The sequence below is a fragment of the Paenibacillus marchantiophytorum genome (genome assembly GCF_014640555.1).
GTDB lineage: Bacteria > Bacillota > Bacilli > Paenibacillales > NBRC-103111 > Paenibacillus_E > Paenibacillus_E marchantiophytorum.
The window spans coordinates 151,116-170,632 of the sequence record NZ_BMHE01000010.1 but is presented as its reverse complement, the minus strand read 5'-3'; the positions used below and the strand labels follow the sequence as shown (position 1 = coordinate 170,632).

Genomic DNA, 19,517 nt, shown 5'->3' with positions numbered 1-19,517 from the left:
TGGCTCCAAATCGTATAAGCCTATGCGATCCGAAATTCGGTCTCGCATAGGCTTGTGCTAGCTTATATACGCCATTAGCAACAGTAAGAGTAGATATAAGAGTGAATCTCTTTTTAAGCTATGTAGCATACTGTTTTGCTTCTTCATCTTAATTGACGGTATTGATTTGGCGTCATGTTGACGAACCTCTTAAATATTTTTATGAAATAATTGTCATTCTCGAATCCTACTCGTTCACCAACCTCGGTGATGGACAGCATGGTATCTTTCAAAAGCCGCTTGGCTTGCTCCACCCTGTATAGTTGGATATAGTTGATAATGGTTGTACCTTTTTTCTTCTTGAATAATGCACTTACATAATGAGGATCATACGACACGTACTCCGCCAAGCTTTTAACCGTGATTTCCTCGCTGTAATTAAGATGAATATAATCTATTATTCTATTTACATCTCGATTCGATGTATATGCTACAGATGCTGCCCGCTTTAAAGTCAAACAGTTTTCCAACGTCTCGTCCAACTTTCGTAACAATTCAGCATGGCTTGATGCTTTATAGACGATTTCTTGGTCTACTGAAGCTTCTGGAAATTGTTTCTGATACATGCCTATAATGACTAGTCCCGCTTTTTTTACATGATGGTAGTCGGTCCGTGACCTCGCATAAAGTCCCCATCTATCAGCAAGAACTCTGCGAAATTCACTCCACTTGCCATGATCCAGCAGAAGAAGCAGTGCCTTCTCTTCCTCCCAACGAAGATCAGTAAGCCTACTATCCGGTTCGATATATGGAATCTCTCCTGCATACCATGCCTCGAGCAGAGCTCCTCTCAATTTTCTCCATGCCTGCCCCCACTCCATGGTTGGTACAAGACTGCTGCTAACCAAATTTGGGTAGTTCGTTGCACTTGCTATCTGAATAGGTGCCGGGTGCCAGTAAAACCTGCTCTCCTGAAACTCATCCATAAATCGATGAACCTCAACGTCAGCAGCAGCATCAGGGAATTCAGCTTGTCTGGAAGCGCTCGCCCAAATTTGCACGTAAGGATAAACCCGCTCAAAATCAAGATCTAACGACCTGTCTGTCACTTCTTTACCGTTTACGATATTCATCCAGACCTTCTGATACACAGATTGGACAACTGCTCTATTTTCCTGCTGCTTGATTTTATTGTACTGCTCTTTCTCGTCCAGTTCGACACGTAGTTTCACAAGTTTCTGCTCCAACTCCGGAATACTCATGGACAGCTTTAATATATAGCCCGAAGCACCAAATTCAATCGCTTGGCGCGCGTACTCAAAATCATTCATGCAGGTTAGCATAATAAATTTGGAGTCCACCCCTTCTTCACGCGCTCGTTTTAAAAGTTCCGTCCCGTTCATCTCCGGCATCATGATGTCGGTAATAACAATGTCAGGTCTTTGAGAAAGAAGCATTTGAAGCGCTTCACGCCCGTTGCCACTCTCACCAATTACTTGGTAACCGATAGCTTCCCAGTTCACTTGCTTTAGCAATGTACGTCTTACAAAAGGCTCATCCTCGACCAGAAGTACCGTTCTCATCATAGACCTTCTCCTCGATAAGGGTTGGAAATTAATAGTGGAAATTCAATTCTAACAAGCATCCCTGGTTGAAGCGGAACGAGCTCAAGCTTTCCTTCTTGACGAAACAACAATTCCAAACGTTCCTTCAAGTTAGCCAGACCAATTCCTTTTCGCTTCCTGTCATTACGATTTAAGGATGAATCTGGATTCAAACCATTATCCGCAACCTCCACGACGAGCTTGTTCTCTCTGCAGAAAATAGAAATTTGAATAAGCCCCCCACTGCTCCTGTACATCATGCCATGCAAGATGGCGTTTTCTACTAATGGCTGCAACGTCAATTGAGGAACAAGCACGTAGTCCAACTGCGTTTCCACCTCTAGTTGAATGGCAAACATATCTTCATAACGTATAGATTGAATATAGATATAAGCATGAAGTAATTCCAACTCGTCTTTGAGGAAAATGAGCTCCTTCTCTGAACAGAGGCTTTGTTCTAGGAGTTTCCCCAGTGCCACGCAAACTTCAGTAATTTCTTTTTGATCTTTATCCATTGCCTGAAACTTAATCATATTTAACGTATTTAATAAAAAGTGAGGGTTCATTTGGGCTACGAGCATCTGGAAACGAACGGCTTCTTTCTGACGCTCTTCCACTCTAAGACGCTGAATCAACGATCGAATATCTTTGACCAGGTTGTTAAACGTCCTGACCAATTCAAGCGATTCTCCTACATATTTATGCTCGGGAAGCAGCGTATTAAAGTTTTTACGAACCATCTCACTCATTTTCATCTGAAGAACTTGCAGTGGTCTAGTCATAGCTGAGGAAATTACAAACGTCATCACAATAAAAATGAGAACGAATACGCCGAAAGTGGCAAAGATTGAACGTTTAATTGCGCTAATATCCCCTATATAGGATTCCATGGAGACCATACTAATCATGGTCCATTGCAGGCTAGGGATTGGAGTGGAATTGATAATTTTCATATCCTTCGATCTATGCATAGAGGAATCGGATCGTATAATATTATTATTTATAGTTGGAGGGAGCTGCATGCCCTGGTTTGTTTGAACCACAACAACGCCCGATGAATCCATAATGAAAGCTTCTCCTTGTATCAGTAAGTTTTTAGTAGAACGCTGGAGCCAGGTCTCCACATCAAAGGTTAGCCGAATTCTAGCATACGGGTCACCGGACTGCGTTTGAAGTATGGCGTACAGGGAGAGGGTACCTCCTCTAAAGCCAATTGAATTCATTTTCCATGTGGATAGCGTGCCTTTCTCCTCAAGGTTAGCGAAAACAGACGGCATATCCAAATCCTGCTCCTGTTGGAGATTTGTCAAAGGGAATTTGAAAGATTTCCCCTTCATATCCTGCAAAGTATAACTGACAAACTCATTCTGCGGCACCAGTTTGCTGCTGCTTGCAGCAATCCGCCCCATAATTTTCTCATCTCGTTCTGGGTTCGAATCAGCCAAAGTTAACAACCCCGTCATCTCCTCATCCTTCTCGAACTCCAAATAACGTTGAAGCATGGCAAAGCGTATATCCTCCAAATTACTTTTCAACAGATTAACCTGCGTCTGATTCTGTTTCTGTAGTCGGTTTATAATCGTATTTTCCATTTTGTTGTAATTGTAAATTTGCAGAAATGTAAACGGTGTCACAATGAGCAATAGAAAGGCAAAGAATAGCCGATATTTCAATTTGTTAGGTATCCATTTTTTTAGGCGAAACACTGCGCATCACTCCTTCCTCATCTCATCTATATAGTATCATACAATTTATCCTGATAAAGAAAACTAAGCCTGCCAGTTTTTGTACTGACAAGCTTAGTTTCCACTCTTGAATTTCAAATCAAAACGTTTGTCCTATAGGTATAACAACCTTGCTCATTCAGTTGAAACTCTACCAAGTCATTACCTGATCGCAGCTTTCCGCGCTTACCAGACTCTCCATAGAAGTCAGCGTGAATCAATCTGCCTCCCTGCTCCCACCTTAGATCAACAGTATAACCGCCTTGGGCTCTTAGTCCTCTCACATAACCACTTTCCCAAACATCCGGAAGCGCGGGGAGCAAATCAATACAGCCTTCGAACTCACTTTGAAGGAGCATCTCCGCAATCCCTGCGGTCAGCCCGAAGTTGCCATCAATTTGAAATGGAGGATGAACGTTGAACAAATTATCAAATGTCAACTCTTCCAGCGTCCCTCGTATCAGCTTATACGCACGATTACCATCCTGAAGCCGACTCCACAGATTCACTTTCCATGCCCTGCTCCACCCCGTTCCTTGATCACCTCGGCAATTCAAAACAACCTTGGCACCTTCAGCCAGCTCGGGCGTTCGAGTTGGTGAGATCAGAGAAGCAGGATGTAGTCCGAATAACTGTGAAACATGACGATGCTGATCCTCCGGGTCGTCCCAGTCGTGTTCCCACTCTTGGATTTGCCCATAACGCCCCAGACGAACCGGAGCCACCTTCGGCAAAGCACGTTCCAACTCCGCTCTGAATTCGTCATGGATGCCAAGAATATCGCAAGCTTTCAAACAGTTGCGAAACAAGCTCTCCACAATCCGATGATCCATCTCGCAGCCGTCGCTTACCGTACAGATCTGTCCGTTAACAACAAACTCATTCTCAGGTGAAGTGGAGGGCGAGGAAACCAATTGCCCTTCTTCGTTCTCCGTCAAATAGTCGAGGTAAAACTCTGCGCTTTCCTTCATGATCGGATATGCGGTTTCAACCAAGTACGCACGATCCAGGTTGAAGCAGTATACCTGCCAAACATCTTCGCATAACCAACCTGCACCGCCGATAAAAAGTCCGTTTACAGCGGCAGCATATGGCTGAGTAAAGCCCCAGATGTCAGATTTCTTGGCTGTAAACCAGCCACTGGCATTGAAAAATGCCTTCGCGGATAGCCTGCCGCTTGGCCGCAAGCGGTCAATGAAATCGATCATAGGGGCATGACACTCAGTAAGATTCGTCGATTCGGCATGCCAATAATTCATATTGAAATTAATGTTGTAACAGAACATCGAGCCCCACATCGGGTTGTTGCTATTGTTCCATATCCCTTGCAGGTTTGCGGGCAAGTTGCCAGGACGTGAACTGCTTATCAGTAAGTAACGACCGTATTGAAAAAGAAGCGATTCAAGCCCGACATCGTACTCGCCCTCTCGATACCGTCGCAAACGCTCGTCCGTTGGTAAGTGGTTGTTGTCCAGCCCATCAATCTTTAACTCGACCCTTTTATACAGTTGTTGATAATCTATTACGTGAGCTCCAAGCAGATCATGGAACGATTTCTCTCCAGCTTGATCTAGAAAAGACCGATTAAATGACGTATAATCCTTGCCGCGGAATGACTCCCGACTTGCATCGTAATCCGTTGCAGCGCTGAGCAGCAGCATGACTTCGTCAGCTTCACGAATCAATAAAGCGTCATTAATCGCCTCGATTGTGCCTCCCTTAGTCGCAACACGAATCTGTGCTTCATACGCCAGATTCGTCATGCTCCCGTTCATGGTTATTCGAGATTCTGCCTGATCGTAAGAAATTATCGCTCCTGCCTGCGCACTCACCAAATGTACTTTCATGTTCAAGGCATTCGGCTTGCTGCAGCGAAAACGCATGACCATGACATTATCCGGGCAACTGGAGAAATATTCACGATAAAACTCCTGCTCCTCACACCGATAGCTAACGCGAGCAAGCGCCTCATCAAGATCAAGCTCCCTGAGATAATCGGTTACTTTCCCTTCAGGATGTTCCATCTCTACGAGAACTTCGCCAAAATTTTGGTACATCCCAAAATCACTTTCATCCCCATAAGACGCTGGCTTCAAAAACTCTCTTTCCGCATGCCTATAAGCCGCCACATACTGTTTAAGCTTTAAATATTCCCTAATTTGATTAAGTTCCTGATAAGGGGCGCCTTCTATTCGAGCAGGCCGCCCCGTAAAGAGCGTCTCTTCATTAAACTGAATACGTTCACGTTCAATCCCGCCGAATACCATCCCCCCTAATCTCCCGTTGCCAATGGGAAGAGCATGCTCTTCCCATAACTCAGCGGGCTGTTGATACCAGATTTTGTCCATCTTACTACCTCCATTGATCATTTATTTCAAGATACCTTTTTCCTTCAATTGCTTGTTTGCCTGATCTAAAAGCGACGTATACTTAAATGTTTTTTCCAATGTTTGAATGAATTTGTCATAATCATCTAAACTTGATTTTCCGTATTCGAACTTCAAAAATTCTTCTTCAATATAACGCCGAACGTCAGCTGCCTGGAAACCCTCTGGCAGATCTATGAATCCGTTTAAAATGCTAATACGGGGAAGTTCAACACTTTTCTTTATCACATCTGCAGATGCCGGGAATTTAGTAGCCAAATATTGCTGTTCTGGACGGCCAACGAATTGGTAGATCCATGAATACGATGTCTCTGTTGCTTTATCCGTTAATGTAATTTTATCGCCATCCTGTGTGAAGTGCCGATCTTTAACGCCAAACTGTACTAAATTCGAGCCTTCTCCTTTGGAGGTGTAGCTTAGCAATTTAAAGATCGCGTCCAGCTTCTCAGGGCTTTTGGCAAGCGTTGCTGGCAATGTAACATATTGGGAGGCTGCTCCAGCATCAACAATACCGACTTGTCCACCAAGTGGACTCTTTAAATTTTCAATGAGTACCCATTCCGCATTCGGATTGGCCGCTTTGATTTTAGCAAGCGTATCCACACGCGCAAGAGTAGTCCAATTGTTATATATAATCCCGGCTTTACCCTGGTATGCTTTCGTCGTCGCATCAGCCGGTTTGGCGCTTGTCGCATCAGGATCTACAACATTGGCAGCGATTAGCTTCTGAATATAGGCAAGCGCTTGTTTTGTATTGGGATCATAGAGCGAATTGATCAATTTCCCATCCCTTAAATAAAAGCCCCCTGGCAGAGGAATGTTCGGTCCACCTGCTGTAGCAGAGTTTACTGTGCCGAATAACGTAAATATGCCATTGAATACCGTGCTGGCATCACCCGTAATACCATACGTATCTTTTTTTCCATTCCCATCAGGATCGTTCTCAGTGAACGCTTTCGCTACGTTAAATAACTCATCTGGGGTTGTAGGCTGCTTCAGCCCCAGCTTGTCCAACCAATCCTTGCGAATCCAGTAGGCTTCGACAAAGAGATTTGGTTTCAGTGCAAAGCCGAACTGCTTCCCATTAACCACACTTTTCTTGAAATTCTCCTCACCAAGCACAGACTTAACATCCTTCAGCTTGTCTAAATAAGGAGCCAAATCCAAGAGCAATCCGTTTTTGGCAAATTCCTGATACTGAACCTTCTCTAGGTACATTAGGTCAGGCAGCGAATTCGATGCAGCTCTAACGTTCATTTGAGCCTTATAATCATCGGCATTCATTCCGGAACTTACCTTTAGATTAAGGCCGAGCTTCTCATCCAACGTTTTCTTTAGAAAATCATCTTCGGGAATCTTCACCCCCCAGCCGTTAATTGAGGTTTCAATGGCAACTGGCCCCGTTGACTTGGTGGCAGTATCGCTCACTGCCGGTGTCGGGGAAGTCGCTGGGGACTTGCTCGTGCAACCGGTTAACACACTACTAAACAAAAGGACAGATAGGACAGAAAGCTTAACATTTCTTTTCAAAGTTACCCCTTCTTTCTTGTTCATATTACTTACACTATTAAATTATCAATTTCAGTTTGCAACTGGAAGGAACAAAAATGTGATCTTCATAGAACAAAAAGGTTATCCTTTCAACGAGCCCATGAGCATCCCTTTCATAAAATGCTTCTGAATGAACGGATATACAGCAATAATTGGTGCACTCGATACAACAACGGCAGCCATATTAAGTGTCATTGTCGGCACAACGACTTCTGTATTCGCATTAGCAAGAGAAGAGGCACTAATAATATTTCGAACAATCACTTGAAGCGGATACAGCTTGGCATCGGTTATATACATAATGGCACTGAAGAACAGGTTCCACTGAGTGACCGCATAAAATAAACCGATGGTTAACAGTGAAGGAACGGAAAGTGGAAGAACGATTTGCCAAAGCACGCGATTCTCTTTTGCACCGTCTATTCTAGCGGATTCAAAAATCTCCTCTGGAATAGATTCCATGAAACTCTTCATGAGCAAAATATTAAAAGCCGTCATAGCATTGGGAATCATCATAGCCCATACCGTATTCAGTAAGCCCAAATTTTGAACAACGAAATAGGTGGGGATTATCCCCCCATTGAACAACATGGTAAACACCACATACAGGAGAAAAAAAGATCGAAGCTTCAGTTTCTTCCGGCTAAGCGGATAAGCCATGAGTACAGTAAGAAAGGTAGAAATTAAGGTACCGCCAACCGTGATAATGAGACTGGTACGGAATGATCTCGGTATCGCATCATCGTTGAATAACGTTTTGTATGCCTCAAAATCAATTTTTGTTGGAAATATCATGTAGCCGCCATGCTTAAGCACTTCCGTGTACGGTGTGAGAGATACAGAAATGACATACAAGAGCGGGAACAGAAATACCACGCTCAAGATCAATATTGCTGCATAAATGAATAGATCGATCATCCTGTCCGCATGTCCTCTTACCATATGCTCCCCTCCCATCGTTTGGCGCATTGATTCGCGATAAGAATAAGTACAAAACCAATGACGGACTTGAATAGTCCAACTGCTGTTGCAACACTGAAATTCATCTGTTCAAGACCTACCCGAAACACCCAGGTATCAATAATGTCTGCTACATCATATACTTTAACATTATACATAATATAGATTTGCTCGAAACCTGCATCCATAATCGTACCTAGCTTAAGCAGCAGCATCAAAATAATGATATTGCGAATGGACGGCAAGGTGACATGCCAGACTAAGCGCAGCCGACTTGCGCCATCGATCTTGGCAGCCTCGAAAAGTGTTGGATCAATGGCGGACATGGCCGCCAAATAAATAATAGCCCCCCACCCTAAGTCTTTCCAAATATCTGAAGCAATAAGTACGCTTCTAAACCATTCAGTTGAGCTTAGAAATGGGATTTTCCTGTCTAGCAGAGATTGCAGCCAATCGTTGAACAAACCGGAGCTTTCGGAAAGCAGCGCCATGCAGATACCATAAATAATTACCCATGATAAGAAATGAGGCATATAGCTAATCGTTTGCATCCACCGTTTCAACACGACATTGCGGCACTCATACAATAAAATAGCAAAGAGGATTGCAGGGATCATTCCGAAAATCAATTTGTACATACTTATCAAAAGAGTGTTAGAGAGTAATTGCGTAAAATAGGGCGATTCGTAAAAATAAGCAAAATGCTTATACCATGGGTTTGCCCAAGGGCTGTCAACAATTCCCTTCAAAATTTGATAATCCTTGAATGCAATTGAGGCACCATACATGGGGATGTACTTAAATATAAAGAACCAGGCTAGCCCTGGCAGCAACATGACGTACCACGACTTGGTCTGCCAAATCTCTCGTATCCAACTCTGGAAGCTGTTTAGTTTTCGTGCCATTGTTTCCATTCCTTCCTGATATGTTGAATTTTTTCTCTACCTCCACTATACCCAGTGCAACGGAGGGCAACAATGAACGAAAGGATGCACTTCATAGAACAAATTCATGCTCATAGACTGGATCAAAGTGCCCTAATATGAATCATGCACGCGTTCTCGTCCAGCTCGAGGTCATCTACCCATTCGTACTTTTCGTTGCCAAAAGCACAAAGAAGCCTACCCGCCGCATGCGGGTAAGCTCCTTCAGATTGCAAAATGCATCGCTTCTTTCAATTTCCTTAATGTCGCAAACGACTATTCTAAGATTTTCTGCTTCCGTTCTACTAAGATTCTAATTGATCAATTTCGCATACTGCAGTACTCGCTTGATAATGACAGCCGCTTCCGCGCGAGTCGCTACGTATTGCGGAGCAAACTCGGTTTCCGTTTTGCCTTGAATCAATCCTTTAGCAGCTGCTTCGGCTATCGCTTCTCGCGCATAATCAGAAATCCGGTTTTGATCAGCGAAAGAAACATTCCTTGCAGCTTCGGATTTCTTATCTCCTTGAACGAGAGCGATCGCTTTCATCATCATCACGACCATCTGCTCTCTTGTAATCTGTGCATCGGGATTGAACTTGCCTTCTCCCACACCTTGAACTAAACCGTACTTCGCCGCAGTATTGACTTCCGAAGCATACCACTCGGTGGCAGCAACATCGGCAAATGCGTTCAGACCGGCTTCCGCCGACAACCCCAGTCCTCTTACGAGCAAGGCTGCAAATTGCGCGCGGGTGACTTGCATGTCAGGCGTATACATATAATCCGATGTTCCGGCAATAATCAATTTCGAAGCTAATTGCTCCACATCTTGCTGCGCCCAGTGACCGGCCATATCGTCAAACGTTTTCTTGTTATGAACGATAGCGTACATACTGTTCGAATTTCGGGTGATCTTCACTTCGGTTTTGCCATTTGTTACGGTAAACACAGACGGCACGAATTCCATTTCTCCCGTAACCGGGTCGTAAACAACCGCCGTCGCAGCCGCCGGATCCGCAATTGCTTCATCTACAAACATGAAGCGTGTCACAAAGCTGCTGCCAAAGCTATGAATTTCCTCTTCCTTATCTTTGATCTTCAGAATCACTTTATAGTCGATAATATCACTTAATCTCTCCATGCCTGTACCCGAAATGGATTGGTCGAATTGCGTCTCATGCTGCGATTTGGCCTTATCCAAACGAACGATCAGCGTCGCACCTTCCCTACCAGCCATACTCGCGAACTGCTCTTGGGTTAGAATGGACATTGGAAGATCATAGGTGCCTAAATGGCTTCGTACAGTTAATACCGTATCTTTAAGATTTTTCAAGCTGTTGTACAACGTTGGCAGCGGCAGCTGCAGAGCATTCAAGTCGCTCTCGCCTGGAATCTCAAAGTAAAGAGCCGTGCCGCCGCTCTTTGTTTGAAGATCTGTTAATTTCTGCGCCAAACGTTCGCTGTCGATGACCGCGGTTACGGATGTTTGACCATTCGGAGCAAGTTCAATCCGAAGCTCGGTTTCTTTTGGAATATAGAGGTTCGATTCTTCCTTCATACCGCCTGTGCCTGTGCCTGTGCCTGTGCCAGGACCTGTGGTTCCGTTAATCTGAACGGCAGCTTGCGCATTCACTTGCCAAACAGAGGCCGATAATTGTGAAGTCACTGTCTTCATCTGTTTCAAGGTTACGTTAGCTTGTCCGCTCTGCTTAGCCTTGAAAATCAGTGTACATATAGCTAGATCTCCATTTTCACCCGTTGTATTTCCCATTTTCGTATAGGCAAATGTGACTTGATTCCCCGAATCTTGTAAGATTTTATACCCTTCGAATGAGCCCTTCGATTTAGTTTCATTGAATTCCAGCCGATCGACATCATAGGTTAGGACAGCCTCGTAACCGTATAAATCCGTCACATTTTTACCATAAATCGTAACAACAACATTTCCATCAACATTCACTTGAGAAGCACTCAGCTTGGCCGTAAATGTTGGGACTCCAGCCCCTAAAGCGATGCTTGTTGGAAGCACGGCGATTAAGAGCATCATGACACATAAAAACAACCCTGTTTTGCGAATCACGGGGTACACTCCTTTTTGAGAATCATAAGAATATGGAAAGAGAAAGGATTTCCCCTTTCTCTTTCCTTTCAACCTTTTTGTTATTGCAAGATCAACTTGGCGATACCTACTAGCAACTATTCCAAGATTTTCTGAGCAATGAACGTAAGATCCTCGATATCAATTTTACCATCGTGATTGACATCCGCTGCTTTCACTTGCGCCCAATCGGCACTCGCTGTATTTTTGCCATAATGGGCAGCGACCATGGACAAATCTCCGATGCTTACTTTGCCGTCCAGATTAATGTCGCCCGGAACGGCAGGCGGATTCGTCCGCACTTCAATGCTCTTGACAGCCGCTGTCGCCGCACTCTCGTTGCCGTTGCTTTCGCCGAGCAGGGCGCTCGTGACCGCTACGTTGCCCACAGTCGATTGTTGGATGTTTTTGGCTTTGAAAATCAGTTCAATTAATGGTGTATCGCCGGTGACCGCCCCCGCTGTCCCTGCGCTAGCAAGAATCAAGCGCAGAGCGCCTGGCGTACTCGCTACCGTTTTTACGATATTGACGCTATTCTTTACTGAGTTAGCCGAAACGAATTCGAACAAGTTTGCGTCATAGCTCATTGCAATATCTTGCGCATAAACCGCAGTGGAAACACTGTTAATGCCAAGGGTAACATGCAAGTCCTGTCCAATCTGAACGGTGGTAGGACCCGTCAATGCCATGGCAGGCTGCCCTCCTTGGTTGGCAGGCACGACCGTTACGATACATTGCGCTGTGGCAATGCCGTCCGCGAGTGTAACCGTAATCACGGCCGTTCCGGCAGCAAGCGGCGTTACCTCGCCATTGCCGTTGACCGTCGCCACCTGCGAATTGGAAGATGTCCACACAGGTGTATACGTGGAGTTCGTTACCGTGGCATTCAGCTTTACAGCTGCATGTCCCGCCGTCATCGACAGTGCTGTTTGGTCTATCGTAATGCCCGGAATCGTTGTCGGGTCGACGACTAGCGGGCTCACGATAACGTCGTCATACAAATTGGTGCTTTTGTAAGTCAGCAGACCGACCAAGCCCGAAGTGAAGCTGGTGTCTGTAGCGGAGCATATCGTGATAAAGCCGCTGCCGCTGTCCAACTGCAAGCTTAAGGCACTACCGTTCAGTACAGCTCGTATGCTGTATTCCGAATTCAGATCGTACGAAAATGGTGCGCTTCTCTTCAATACTGTCCAGCCGCCCGGTGTCCTTTTCCAAATATTCCACGTTCCTGACGATGCGCTGTAACCGAATCTGTAGAAATTGTTGTTATCGGTGTAGCGGGCCATAAGAGAGACGGATCCGTCTGAGGCCATGCTGGACGATTTCACTTTGGCCTGCAAGCTAATATCTGACACGGCTTGACCGAAAGTTGCCTGAGATTCACTTGTAAGATTGCTGGCTTGATAACGCGGCGATCCGTCATTGATAATCGACCAGTTCGAAGCCGAGTCTACCACGTTCCAACCTGCCGGGTCTCCGTCGTTAAAATTGTCACTAAACAATGGTAAAACAACTGTAACTGGCGATGTAGCTGTTATACCCAAGTACGTAGCGGTGATGTTGGCCGAGCCAGTGGAAATTCCAGTTACAACACCGGTTGTAGCGTTAACCTGAGCAACATTAGGCTTCGACGAGGCATACGTAACGCCGCTACTCAAGGTCCTTGTCGTGTTGTCGGAGTAATTAGCATAGACATTCGTGTTCAGGGTTGTACCCACTGCAACGACGTAGTTCGCCGGGTTGAAGCTGATGCTACTCGTCGGAGGAGGAGGAGTAACCGTCACGGCAGCTGCAGATGTTATCCCTTGGTATGTAGCTGTGATGTTTGCCGAACCGACAGAAATCCCCGTTATAACACCCGTTTCCGCATGAACCGCTGCCACGTCGGGATTCGACGAATAATAAGTAACTCCTCTCGTCACGGCAGCTGTCGTGTTGTCGAAAAAGGTTGCACCGACAACCGGGTTCACGGTCGAACCAACTGCAACACTGTAGCTGGTCGGGTTGAAGCCGATATTCGTAACAAGGTTCCCGTCTGCAACATTGATATTGTCAAACTGTGCATGGTTCCAACCGCTGCCCAAGCCCGCCATTCCACTTTCACGCCTGCTGTCGGTTACCGAAGCGATTTGATTATTGTCAACATATGCTTTTATAGTGGTTCCTCTAAAGGAAAGCTTTAAATTATGCCATGTATTCGCAGAAAATCCAGTAACTGTTCCTGATCGCAGAACGATATCGCTGCTCCTTTCATAGTTATACGGACTTCCATAGCAAAGCTTCCACTCTCCATTATTGTTAATGCTCAGCCGATAGCCATGATAGTCCTTGAAATTTCCACCCGGTAAAGCTGTGCCCACTCTGCCGGATATATAGACCGCACCAGAATCCTCTATAAGTGTATCGGCGCTATAATCATAGTTCTGCCAATTCAAATCTCCGAATTCGGTAAATGTACTTGGATTATCAAGAGCCCCCCAGCTATTCCATTGAATTTGTGGCTTTAGAATGACCTGGCGCAAGGCCTTTCCAGTTACGCTGCCATATCTGTTGCTGGTCTCAAAAGCTCCTTCGATATCGTACAAATACTTGGGTGTTTTACCTACATCATAGCTTTCAAAATTGTCAGTATAGTTGTTGCCAAACGAACGATTGGCAGGTATTGGATTGACAGCAACACCCTTCATTTGACCCGTCGTTGTTGTCAACGAATAGATTGAATTTGGCTCAAGATTAATAGAATACGATCCTCCGCTTGCTAGAATATCACTTTGCTGTATAAACTGCGCACTGCTGTTTGATTTCCATACATGAACCTCCCCGGTAGAAAGCCCTCCAGAAAGGTTAAAAGTCATGGATTCAGGTGAACCACCTGTTGTAAGTACAATACTATAATCGCTGCTGTTAGGTTTTTTGAAGGTCACATAGGAGGTTTTTCCCGATGTGACACCGCAGCCGCTGTCAAGATATTGCCATCCAGGTTGTGCAAATTGGGTTGTATGCGCTGCTGCCCAAATAGCCGGCTGTGCAATATAATAGCCTGACCACGGAGTATTGGCCTCCATGATACCCGAATGTGCCCAATTTGCATTATTGTATTGCGAGCTAATTGCGTGCCAAACAGATGTCTTTGTAATCTTAGCTTGAATATAGTTGAGATTCATTTCCTTTGCCAGGTCAAATGCACCCTTCCAATCCCCTATTCCGGTCCAGCCTTCGCTTTCCCAAATCGGAAGTCCGCTATTCTGAGCATTGCTTGTGGAAGAACTATTGACATAGTGGTATCCAATCGCTGCAACAGCATTTTTTAATGCCGGATCGTTGATGATTTGATTCGCAAAAGCCCAATTCGTGCCTAATATATCGGGTGCTGCGATCTTGACGTGGGAAAGACCATTGTTATCTAGCGTAGGCCTTAATATATTTACAATATAGTCTCTAGCCTGCTGCGATGTCCCATTAGGATGTTCGTTTTGATTACCGCCTATATAATCCATATCATAGCCCCAAATATTCTTTAACCCCTTTATATAGCTGACAAGATAATCCGCATTGTCCTGAGACCACATATTTCCATTTCCTACCCAGCCCGGCGCCCCCCATTGCAATCCAGAAAGCTTTATATTGGGGTTCCTCTTTTTTGCTTCGTTAATAAGCCAGGTTTCATATCCCCGTGTCATATTCGGGTTGGCATTTTCGGCTCTTGTCCTTGCATGACTGGGCTCAGTTCCGCTGGTTGAGTTGATATCTCCACCAATTTCTACTTTGAGTTCTTGATAAGAGGCTCCAAAATTGGGTTTGAAAAGATAGTCCAAAATATCGCTGCGATATGGCTCCGGATAGTCAATGAGCAGCTTGGTGTTGCCTCCACCGCCGCTGATCACACCCTCACCATCAAAAATTCTTCCCGAACCGGTTCCGTTAATATTGACACTTGTGGCTGCATCAGCCCTAGAGCTGACATTTAACGATATAACAAACATAGTTATACAAAAAATAAACACTAAACTATTAAATTTTCTATTCATATATTTCCTCCTCAGATAAAATTAGCCTTTCGCATTCACCAAGACTTATGACACAAGGGTTTCCTCGTACCATCAATTGCGCTTTCCGCCACTTGCCGTTCCCAGCCCGATTGCGACTCGGACTGGGAACGCGCCAGAGAGAAGTATTTTAACGGCTACCCTCTCTACATGATTTCAGCGGCTGATTCTAGATGACCTAAACAGCGCTATTCCAAGATTTTCTGAGCAATGAACGTAAGATCCTCTATATCAATTTTACCATCGTGATTGACATCCGCTCCTTTCACTTGCGCCCAATCGGCGCTCGCTGTATTTTTACCATAATGGGCAGCGACCATGGACAAATCTCCGATGCTTACTTTGCCATCCAGATTAATGTCGCCCGGAATGGCAGGCGGAGGTATCCGCACTTCAATGCTCTTGACAGCTGTTGCCGCCGCAATCTCGCTGCCATTGCTCTGGCCAAGTTTAGCGTTCGTGACCGTTACATGGCCTGTAGCCGATTGTTGACTATTTTTGGCTTTGAAAATCAGCTCAATCAGCGGCGTGTCTCCGGTGACCGCCCCCGCTGTCCCTGTGCTTGCAAGAATGAAGCGCAGAGCGCCTGGCGTACTCGCAACCATTTTTACGATATTGACGCCACTCTTCACTGAGTTAGCTGAAACGAATTCGAACAAGTTTGCGTCATAGCTCATTGCAATATCTTGCGCGTAAACCGCAGTAGAAACACTGTTAATGCCAAGGGTAACATGCACGTCCTGTCCAATCTGAACGGAGGAAGGACCCGTTAATACCATGGCGGGTTGCCCTCCTTGGTTGGCGGGCACGACCGTTACGATACATTGCGCTGTGGCAGTGCCGTCCGCGAGTGTAACCGTAATCACGGCCGTTCCGGCAGCAAGCGGCGTTACCTCTCCATTGCCGTTGACCGTCGCCACCGTCGGATTAGACGATGTCCACACAGGTGCATATGTGGAGTTCGTTACCGTGGCATTCAGCTTTACAGCTGCATGTCCCGCCGTCAGTGACAGCGCTGTCTGGTCTATCGTAATGCCCGGAATTGTCGGGTTGACGAATAGCGGGCTCACAATAACGTCGTCGAATGAACTGGCGCTCTTGTACACTTGCAGACCGATCTGGCCCGAGGCGATGCTATTGTCTGTAACCGCGAGTAGCGTGATAAAGCCGCTTCCGCTGTCCACCTGTAAGCTTATGTTGTTACCTTTTAGCACGGCTCGTACGTTATATTCCGTATTTGCACTATACGAAAATGCTTCGCTTTGCCCCAATAATGTTAAGGAACCGGGTTGTTTTTTCCAAATAAGCCACTTTTCATACGCATCGTTATAGCTGAATCTGTAGAAATTGTTAAGGTCCTTGTAGCGGGCTATTAGAGAAACCGACCCGCCCGGAGATATATTGGAAGCTTTCACCCTAGCCTGTAAGCTAAAATCCGACCAATCTTGTCCGGCACTTACTATGGTCTCGGAAGAATTGCTGAGCTGATAACGAGGAGTTCCGTCATTGACAATCGACGTGCTCGAAGTCGAACCTGCTACCACATTCCAACCGGCCGCGTCTCCGTCGTTAAAATTGTCGCTAAACAATGGCTGAGCAACCGTAGCAGGCGCTGTAGCTGTTTTCCCCATATACGTAGCGGTGATGTTGGCTGAGCCAGCGGAAATTCCCGTTACAACTCCTGTTGTAGCGTTAACTTGAGCAACAGCAGGCTTCGACGAGACATACGTAACGCCGCTACTCAGAGTGCTCGTCGTGTTGTCCGAGTAATTGCCATAAACAATCGTGTTCACCGTTGTACCCACTGCAACGACGTAGTTCGCCGGGTTAAAGCTGATGCTAACCGGTGTCGGCGGAGGCGTAACCGTCACGGCAGCTGTAGCTGTTTTTCCTTGGTACGTAGCGGTGATGTTGGCCGAACCGACAGAAATTCCCTTTATAACACCCGTTTCTGCATTCACCTCAGCAACACCTGGATTCGACGAGGAATACGCAACGCCTCCTGTCAAGGCAGTCGTCGTGTTGTCGAAGAGGGTTGCATCTACAACCGGATTCACGGTCGAATCTGTTATAACGCTGTAGCTTGTCGGGTTGAAGCCGATATTTTTGACAACAGGGCTTACGATAACGTCGTCAAACGTATTGGTACTCTTGTAAGTAAGAAGACCAATCATGCCTGTAGTTAAGCTATTGTCTACAACTGAACATACCGTAACAAAGCCGCTTCCGCTGTCCAGCTGCAAGCTTAAATTGTTGCCATTCAGCACAGCTCGTATCGTGTATTCCGTATTCAGACTGTACGAGAAAGGCGCGCTTTTCACCAATACTGTGTAAGCGACGGAACTCTTCTTCCAAATATTCCACGTGCCTGTTGATTGGCTGTAACCGAATCTGTAGAAATTATTAAGATCCTTGTAGCGGGCTATTAGAGAGACAGATCCGCCCGCAGCAATGACGGAAGACTTCACTCTGGCCTGCAAGTTCATATTTGACCAATCTTGCCCGGAAGTTATCATGGCGTCGCCGCCAGGGGCGCTGCCCTGATAACGAGGCGTTCCGTCATTCACAATCGTCCAGTTCGCAGCCGGGCCTACTGCCGTAGTCCAACCTGCCGCGTTTCCATCGTTAAAGTCATCACTAAACAACGTCATTGCTGAAGGTGCTGGTGCAGGCACAGAATACGTAATGCCGGCTCCGTTATATGCACCGCGGTTTGGCGCAGCCGACGCGGATACAGGGTTGCCCCAGTAGTCTTTGCCGCCGTTATTCGCCATCAATACGCCGGAATTCAATGCCGGGGAGCCCCCTTTCAGCAAGTAGCCGTCCACTGTATACCGATCCAGCGCCTTTCCGGGATTAGCCAATAACGGATCAGAGGTTAACTTGTGCGGGTCGGATGGTTCGGTTGCAGGATGGTTGCCGTAAAACAGATTGTAGTCAAACTTCGTATTAGTGCCGCCTGAGAATTTATATCCGCCGGAACCGTGATTGACAATGATGTTGTTAGAATACGCGGTATTGTCCGGAAAGCCGCTCCAATCGCCATGGAGAATCATTTTTGTACTTAACCCAGGCCTTGCATAAATCGTATTGTTATAAACTTTTGCATTTTGCACGGGCCCCAGGACGGAAATGACACGCTCCAGATCGTTCTGGCTAATGTTGTACCGGACTATGCCGTTAGTATTGGTTTTGGATCCATCGGTGCAGATCAGAACAAAGCCGCCTTTATTATCATGGCTGTAATTGTATTGGATAATGGTGCCGTCCTGAGCAAAGTCGATATCGAAACCTTGCCCGTCATTCGTATTTTGCGTCGCATAAGCTTCGTTATATTGGATAATGGTATTGTCTGCGTTCCATGCCCAGATTCCTGCGTTGAACAATCCCAAATCGTTCGTATTGGCATGACTGTTGACATTGTATTCGATCAAGGCATTCACCGTGTTGGTGACAAGAATCCCGTCTCCGAACGTTAAATGAACAGCATTATTTCTTACGATTACGTTCGTCCAGGCAGCGAAGACTCCGTTGCCATTCGTGACGCCGGCACGTTTGCGCCATGTCGAATAAGTGACAATACCTGTTCGAGAAACATCCTCAACGCGGTTGCCTTCGATCAGCACATCGTTAAATATCGTCGACACTGAGCTACCTAAAGCACGAACGGCGATGCCTCCCAAATATTTATTTAGCCCGTCGTACCCGCCTCGCACCTCATGCACGTAGTTGTTCAAGATTTTGATAGAGTTCAACGTGCCGAAGTCGGTAGCCTCTACCAGGATACCGGCAATGCCGTTCACCATTGTGTCGCTTTTGTTCGTGACCTCCAGATTTTGAATGACCATGTACTGCTGATTATGCAAGTATACCGCTCCTCCGACAAAACCGTCACCTTGAATCAGAGGTTTGCTTCCCGTACCGTATTGATCGATCGTAATGGGATTGCCTTCAGTCCCCGACCCTTTGGGGTACAGTTGACCTGTCCATACGCCTCCCGCTTTCAATAAAATTCGATCACCCGGCATAAACACCATATTATTGACTTTGCTCAAGCTTTGCCAAGCGGTTGCGTGGCTCAGACCGTCGTTGCTGTCCGAACCGTTGACTGCGTCCACGTAGTAAGCATTACCAGTACCAGCTGCATGTGCCACTTCGAAATTCCCGCCAAAAACAGCAACAAACAGCATGATGAAAATTAAAGCAGGACTACACCATTTCTTTGTGGATATAATCATTAAA

The 19,517-nt window shown here is 45.9% G+C and carries 9 protein-coding genes; all 9 read right to left on the bottom strand.

Going from position 1 to position 19,517, the window contains the following annotated elements:
- Positions 1-143 precede the first annotated feature (143 nt).
- Entirely contained in the window at positions 144-1,565 is a 1,422-nt protein-coding gene (locus IEY34_RS12835; RefSeq protein WP_189012050.1) for a response regulator transcription factor, read from the bottom strand.
- Positions 1,562-3,289, bottom strand: a complete 1,728-nt coding sequence (locus IEY34_RS12830) for a sensor histidine kinase (RefSeq protein ID WP_189012048.1) — start codon at positions 3,287-3,289, stop codon at positions 1,562-1,564. Before IEY34_RS12830 ends, IEY34_RS12835 begins: the two co-directional genes overlap by 4 nt.
- A 113-nt stretch (positions 3,290-3,402) precedes the next feature.
- Positions 3,403-5,655 carry a glycoside hydrolase family 95 protein gene (locus tag IEY34_RS12825; protein ID WP_189012046.1) on the bottom strand — a complete coding sequence of 751 codons (2,253 nt, stop codon included), beginning with the start codon at positions 5,653-5,655 and terminating at the stop codon, positions 3,403-3,405.
- Positions 5,656-5,676: 21 nt separating this feature from the next.
- Entirely contained in the window at positions 5,677-7,224 is a 1,548-nt protein-coding gene (locus IEY34_RS12820; RefSeq protein ID WP_189012044.1) for a type 2 periplasmic-binding domain-containing protein, read from the bottom strand.
- A gap of 102 nt (positions 7,225-7,326) precedes the next feature.
- The gene (locus IEY34_RS12815; protein ID WP_189012034.1) at positions 7,327-8,187 is read right to left on the bottom strand and encodes a carbohydrate ABC transporter permease; all 861 of its coding nucleotides are present in this window, start codon (positions 8,185-8,187) and stop codon (positions 7,327-7,329) included.
- Positions 8,181-9,110: an ABC transporter permease gene (locus IEY34_RS12810; protein ID WP_229757622.1), complete on the bottom strand. Its 930-nt coding sequence runs from the start codon at positions 9,108-9,110 to the stop codon at positions 8,181-8,183. Before IEY34_RS12810 ends, IEY34_RS12815 begins: the two co-directional genes overlap by 7 nt.
- Before the next feature lie 331 nt (positions 9,111-9,441).
- On the bottom strand, positions 9,442-11,211 hold the full coding sequence (locus IEY34_RS12805) for an S-layer homology domain-containing protein (protein ID WP_189012030.1): 1,770 nt from the start codon (positions 11,209-11,211) through the stop codon (positions 9,442-9,444).
- 116 nt (positions 11,212-11,327) lie between these two features.
- On the bottom strand, positions 11,328-15,257 hold the full coding sequence (locus IEY34_RS12800; protein WP_189012028.1) for an Ig-like domain-containing protein: 3,930 nt from the start codon (positions 15,255-15,257) through the stop codon (positions 11,328-11,330).
- Between the two features lie 206 nt (positions 15,258-15,463).
- Complete coding sequence (locus IEY34_RS12795; RefSeq protein ID WP_189012026.1) at positions 15,464-19,513, bottom strand: Ig-like domain-containing protein; 4,050 nt, start codon at positions 19,511-19,513, stop codon at positions 15,464-15,466.
- Positions 19,514-19,517 lie beyond the last annotated feature (4 nt).

Excerpts from the sequence above, each read along its gene's own strand:
- IEY34_RS12835 (WP_189012050.1), bottom strand. The coding sequence starts at position 1,565 with ATGATGAGAACGGTACTTCTGGTCGAGGATGAGCCTTTTGTAAGACGT.
- IEY34_RS12825 (WP_189012046.1), bottom strand. The coding sequence starts at position 5,655 with ATGGACAAAATCTGGTATCAACAGCCCGCTGAGTTATGGGAAGAGCAT.
- IEY34_RS12815 (WP_189012034.1), bottom strand. The coding sequence starts at position 8,187 with ATGGTAAGAGGACATGCGGACAGGATGATCGATCTATTCATTTATGCA.
- IEY34_RS12810 (WP_229757622.1), bottom strand. The coding sequence starts at position 9,110 with ATGGCACGAAAACTAAACAGCTTCCAGAGTTGGATACGAGAGATTTGG.
- IEY34_RS12800 (WP_189012028.1), bottom strand. The coding sequence starts at position 15,257 with ATGAATAGAAAATTTAATAGTTTAGTGTTTATTTTTTGTATAACTATG.
- IEY34_RS12795 (WP_189012026.1), bottom strand. The coding sequence starts at position 19,513 with ATGATTATATCCACAAAGAAATGGTGTAGTCCTGCTTTAATTTTCATC.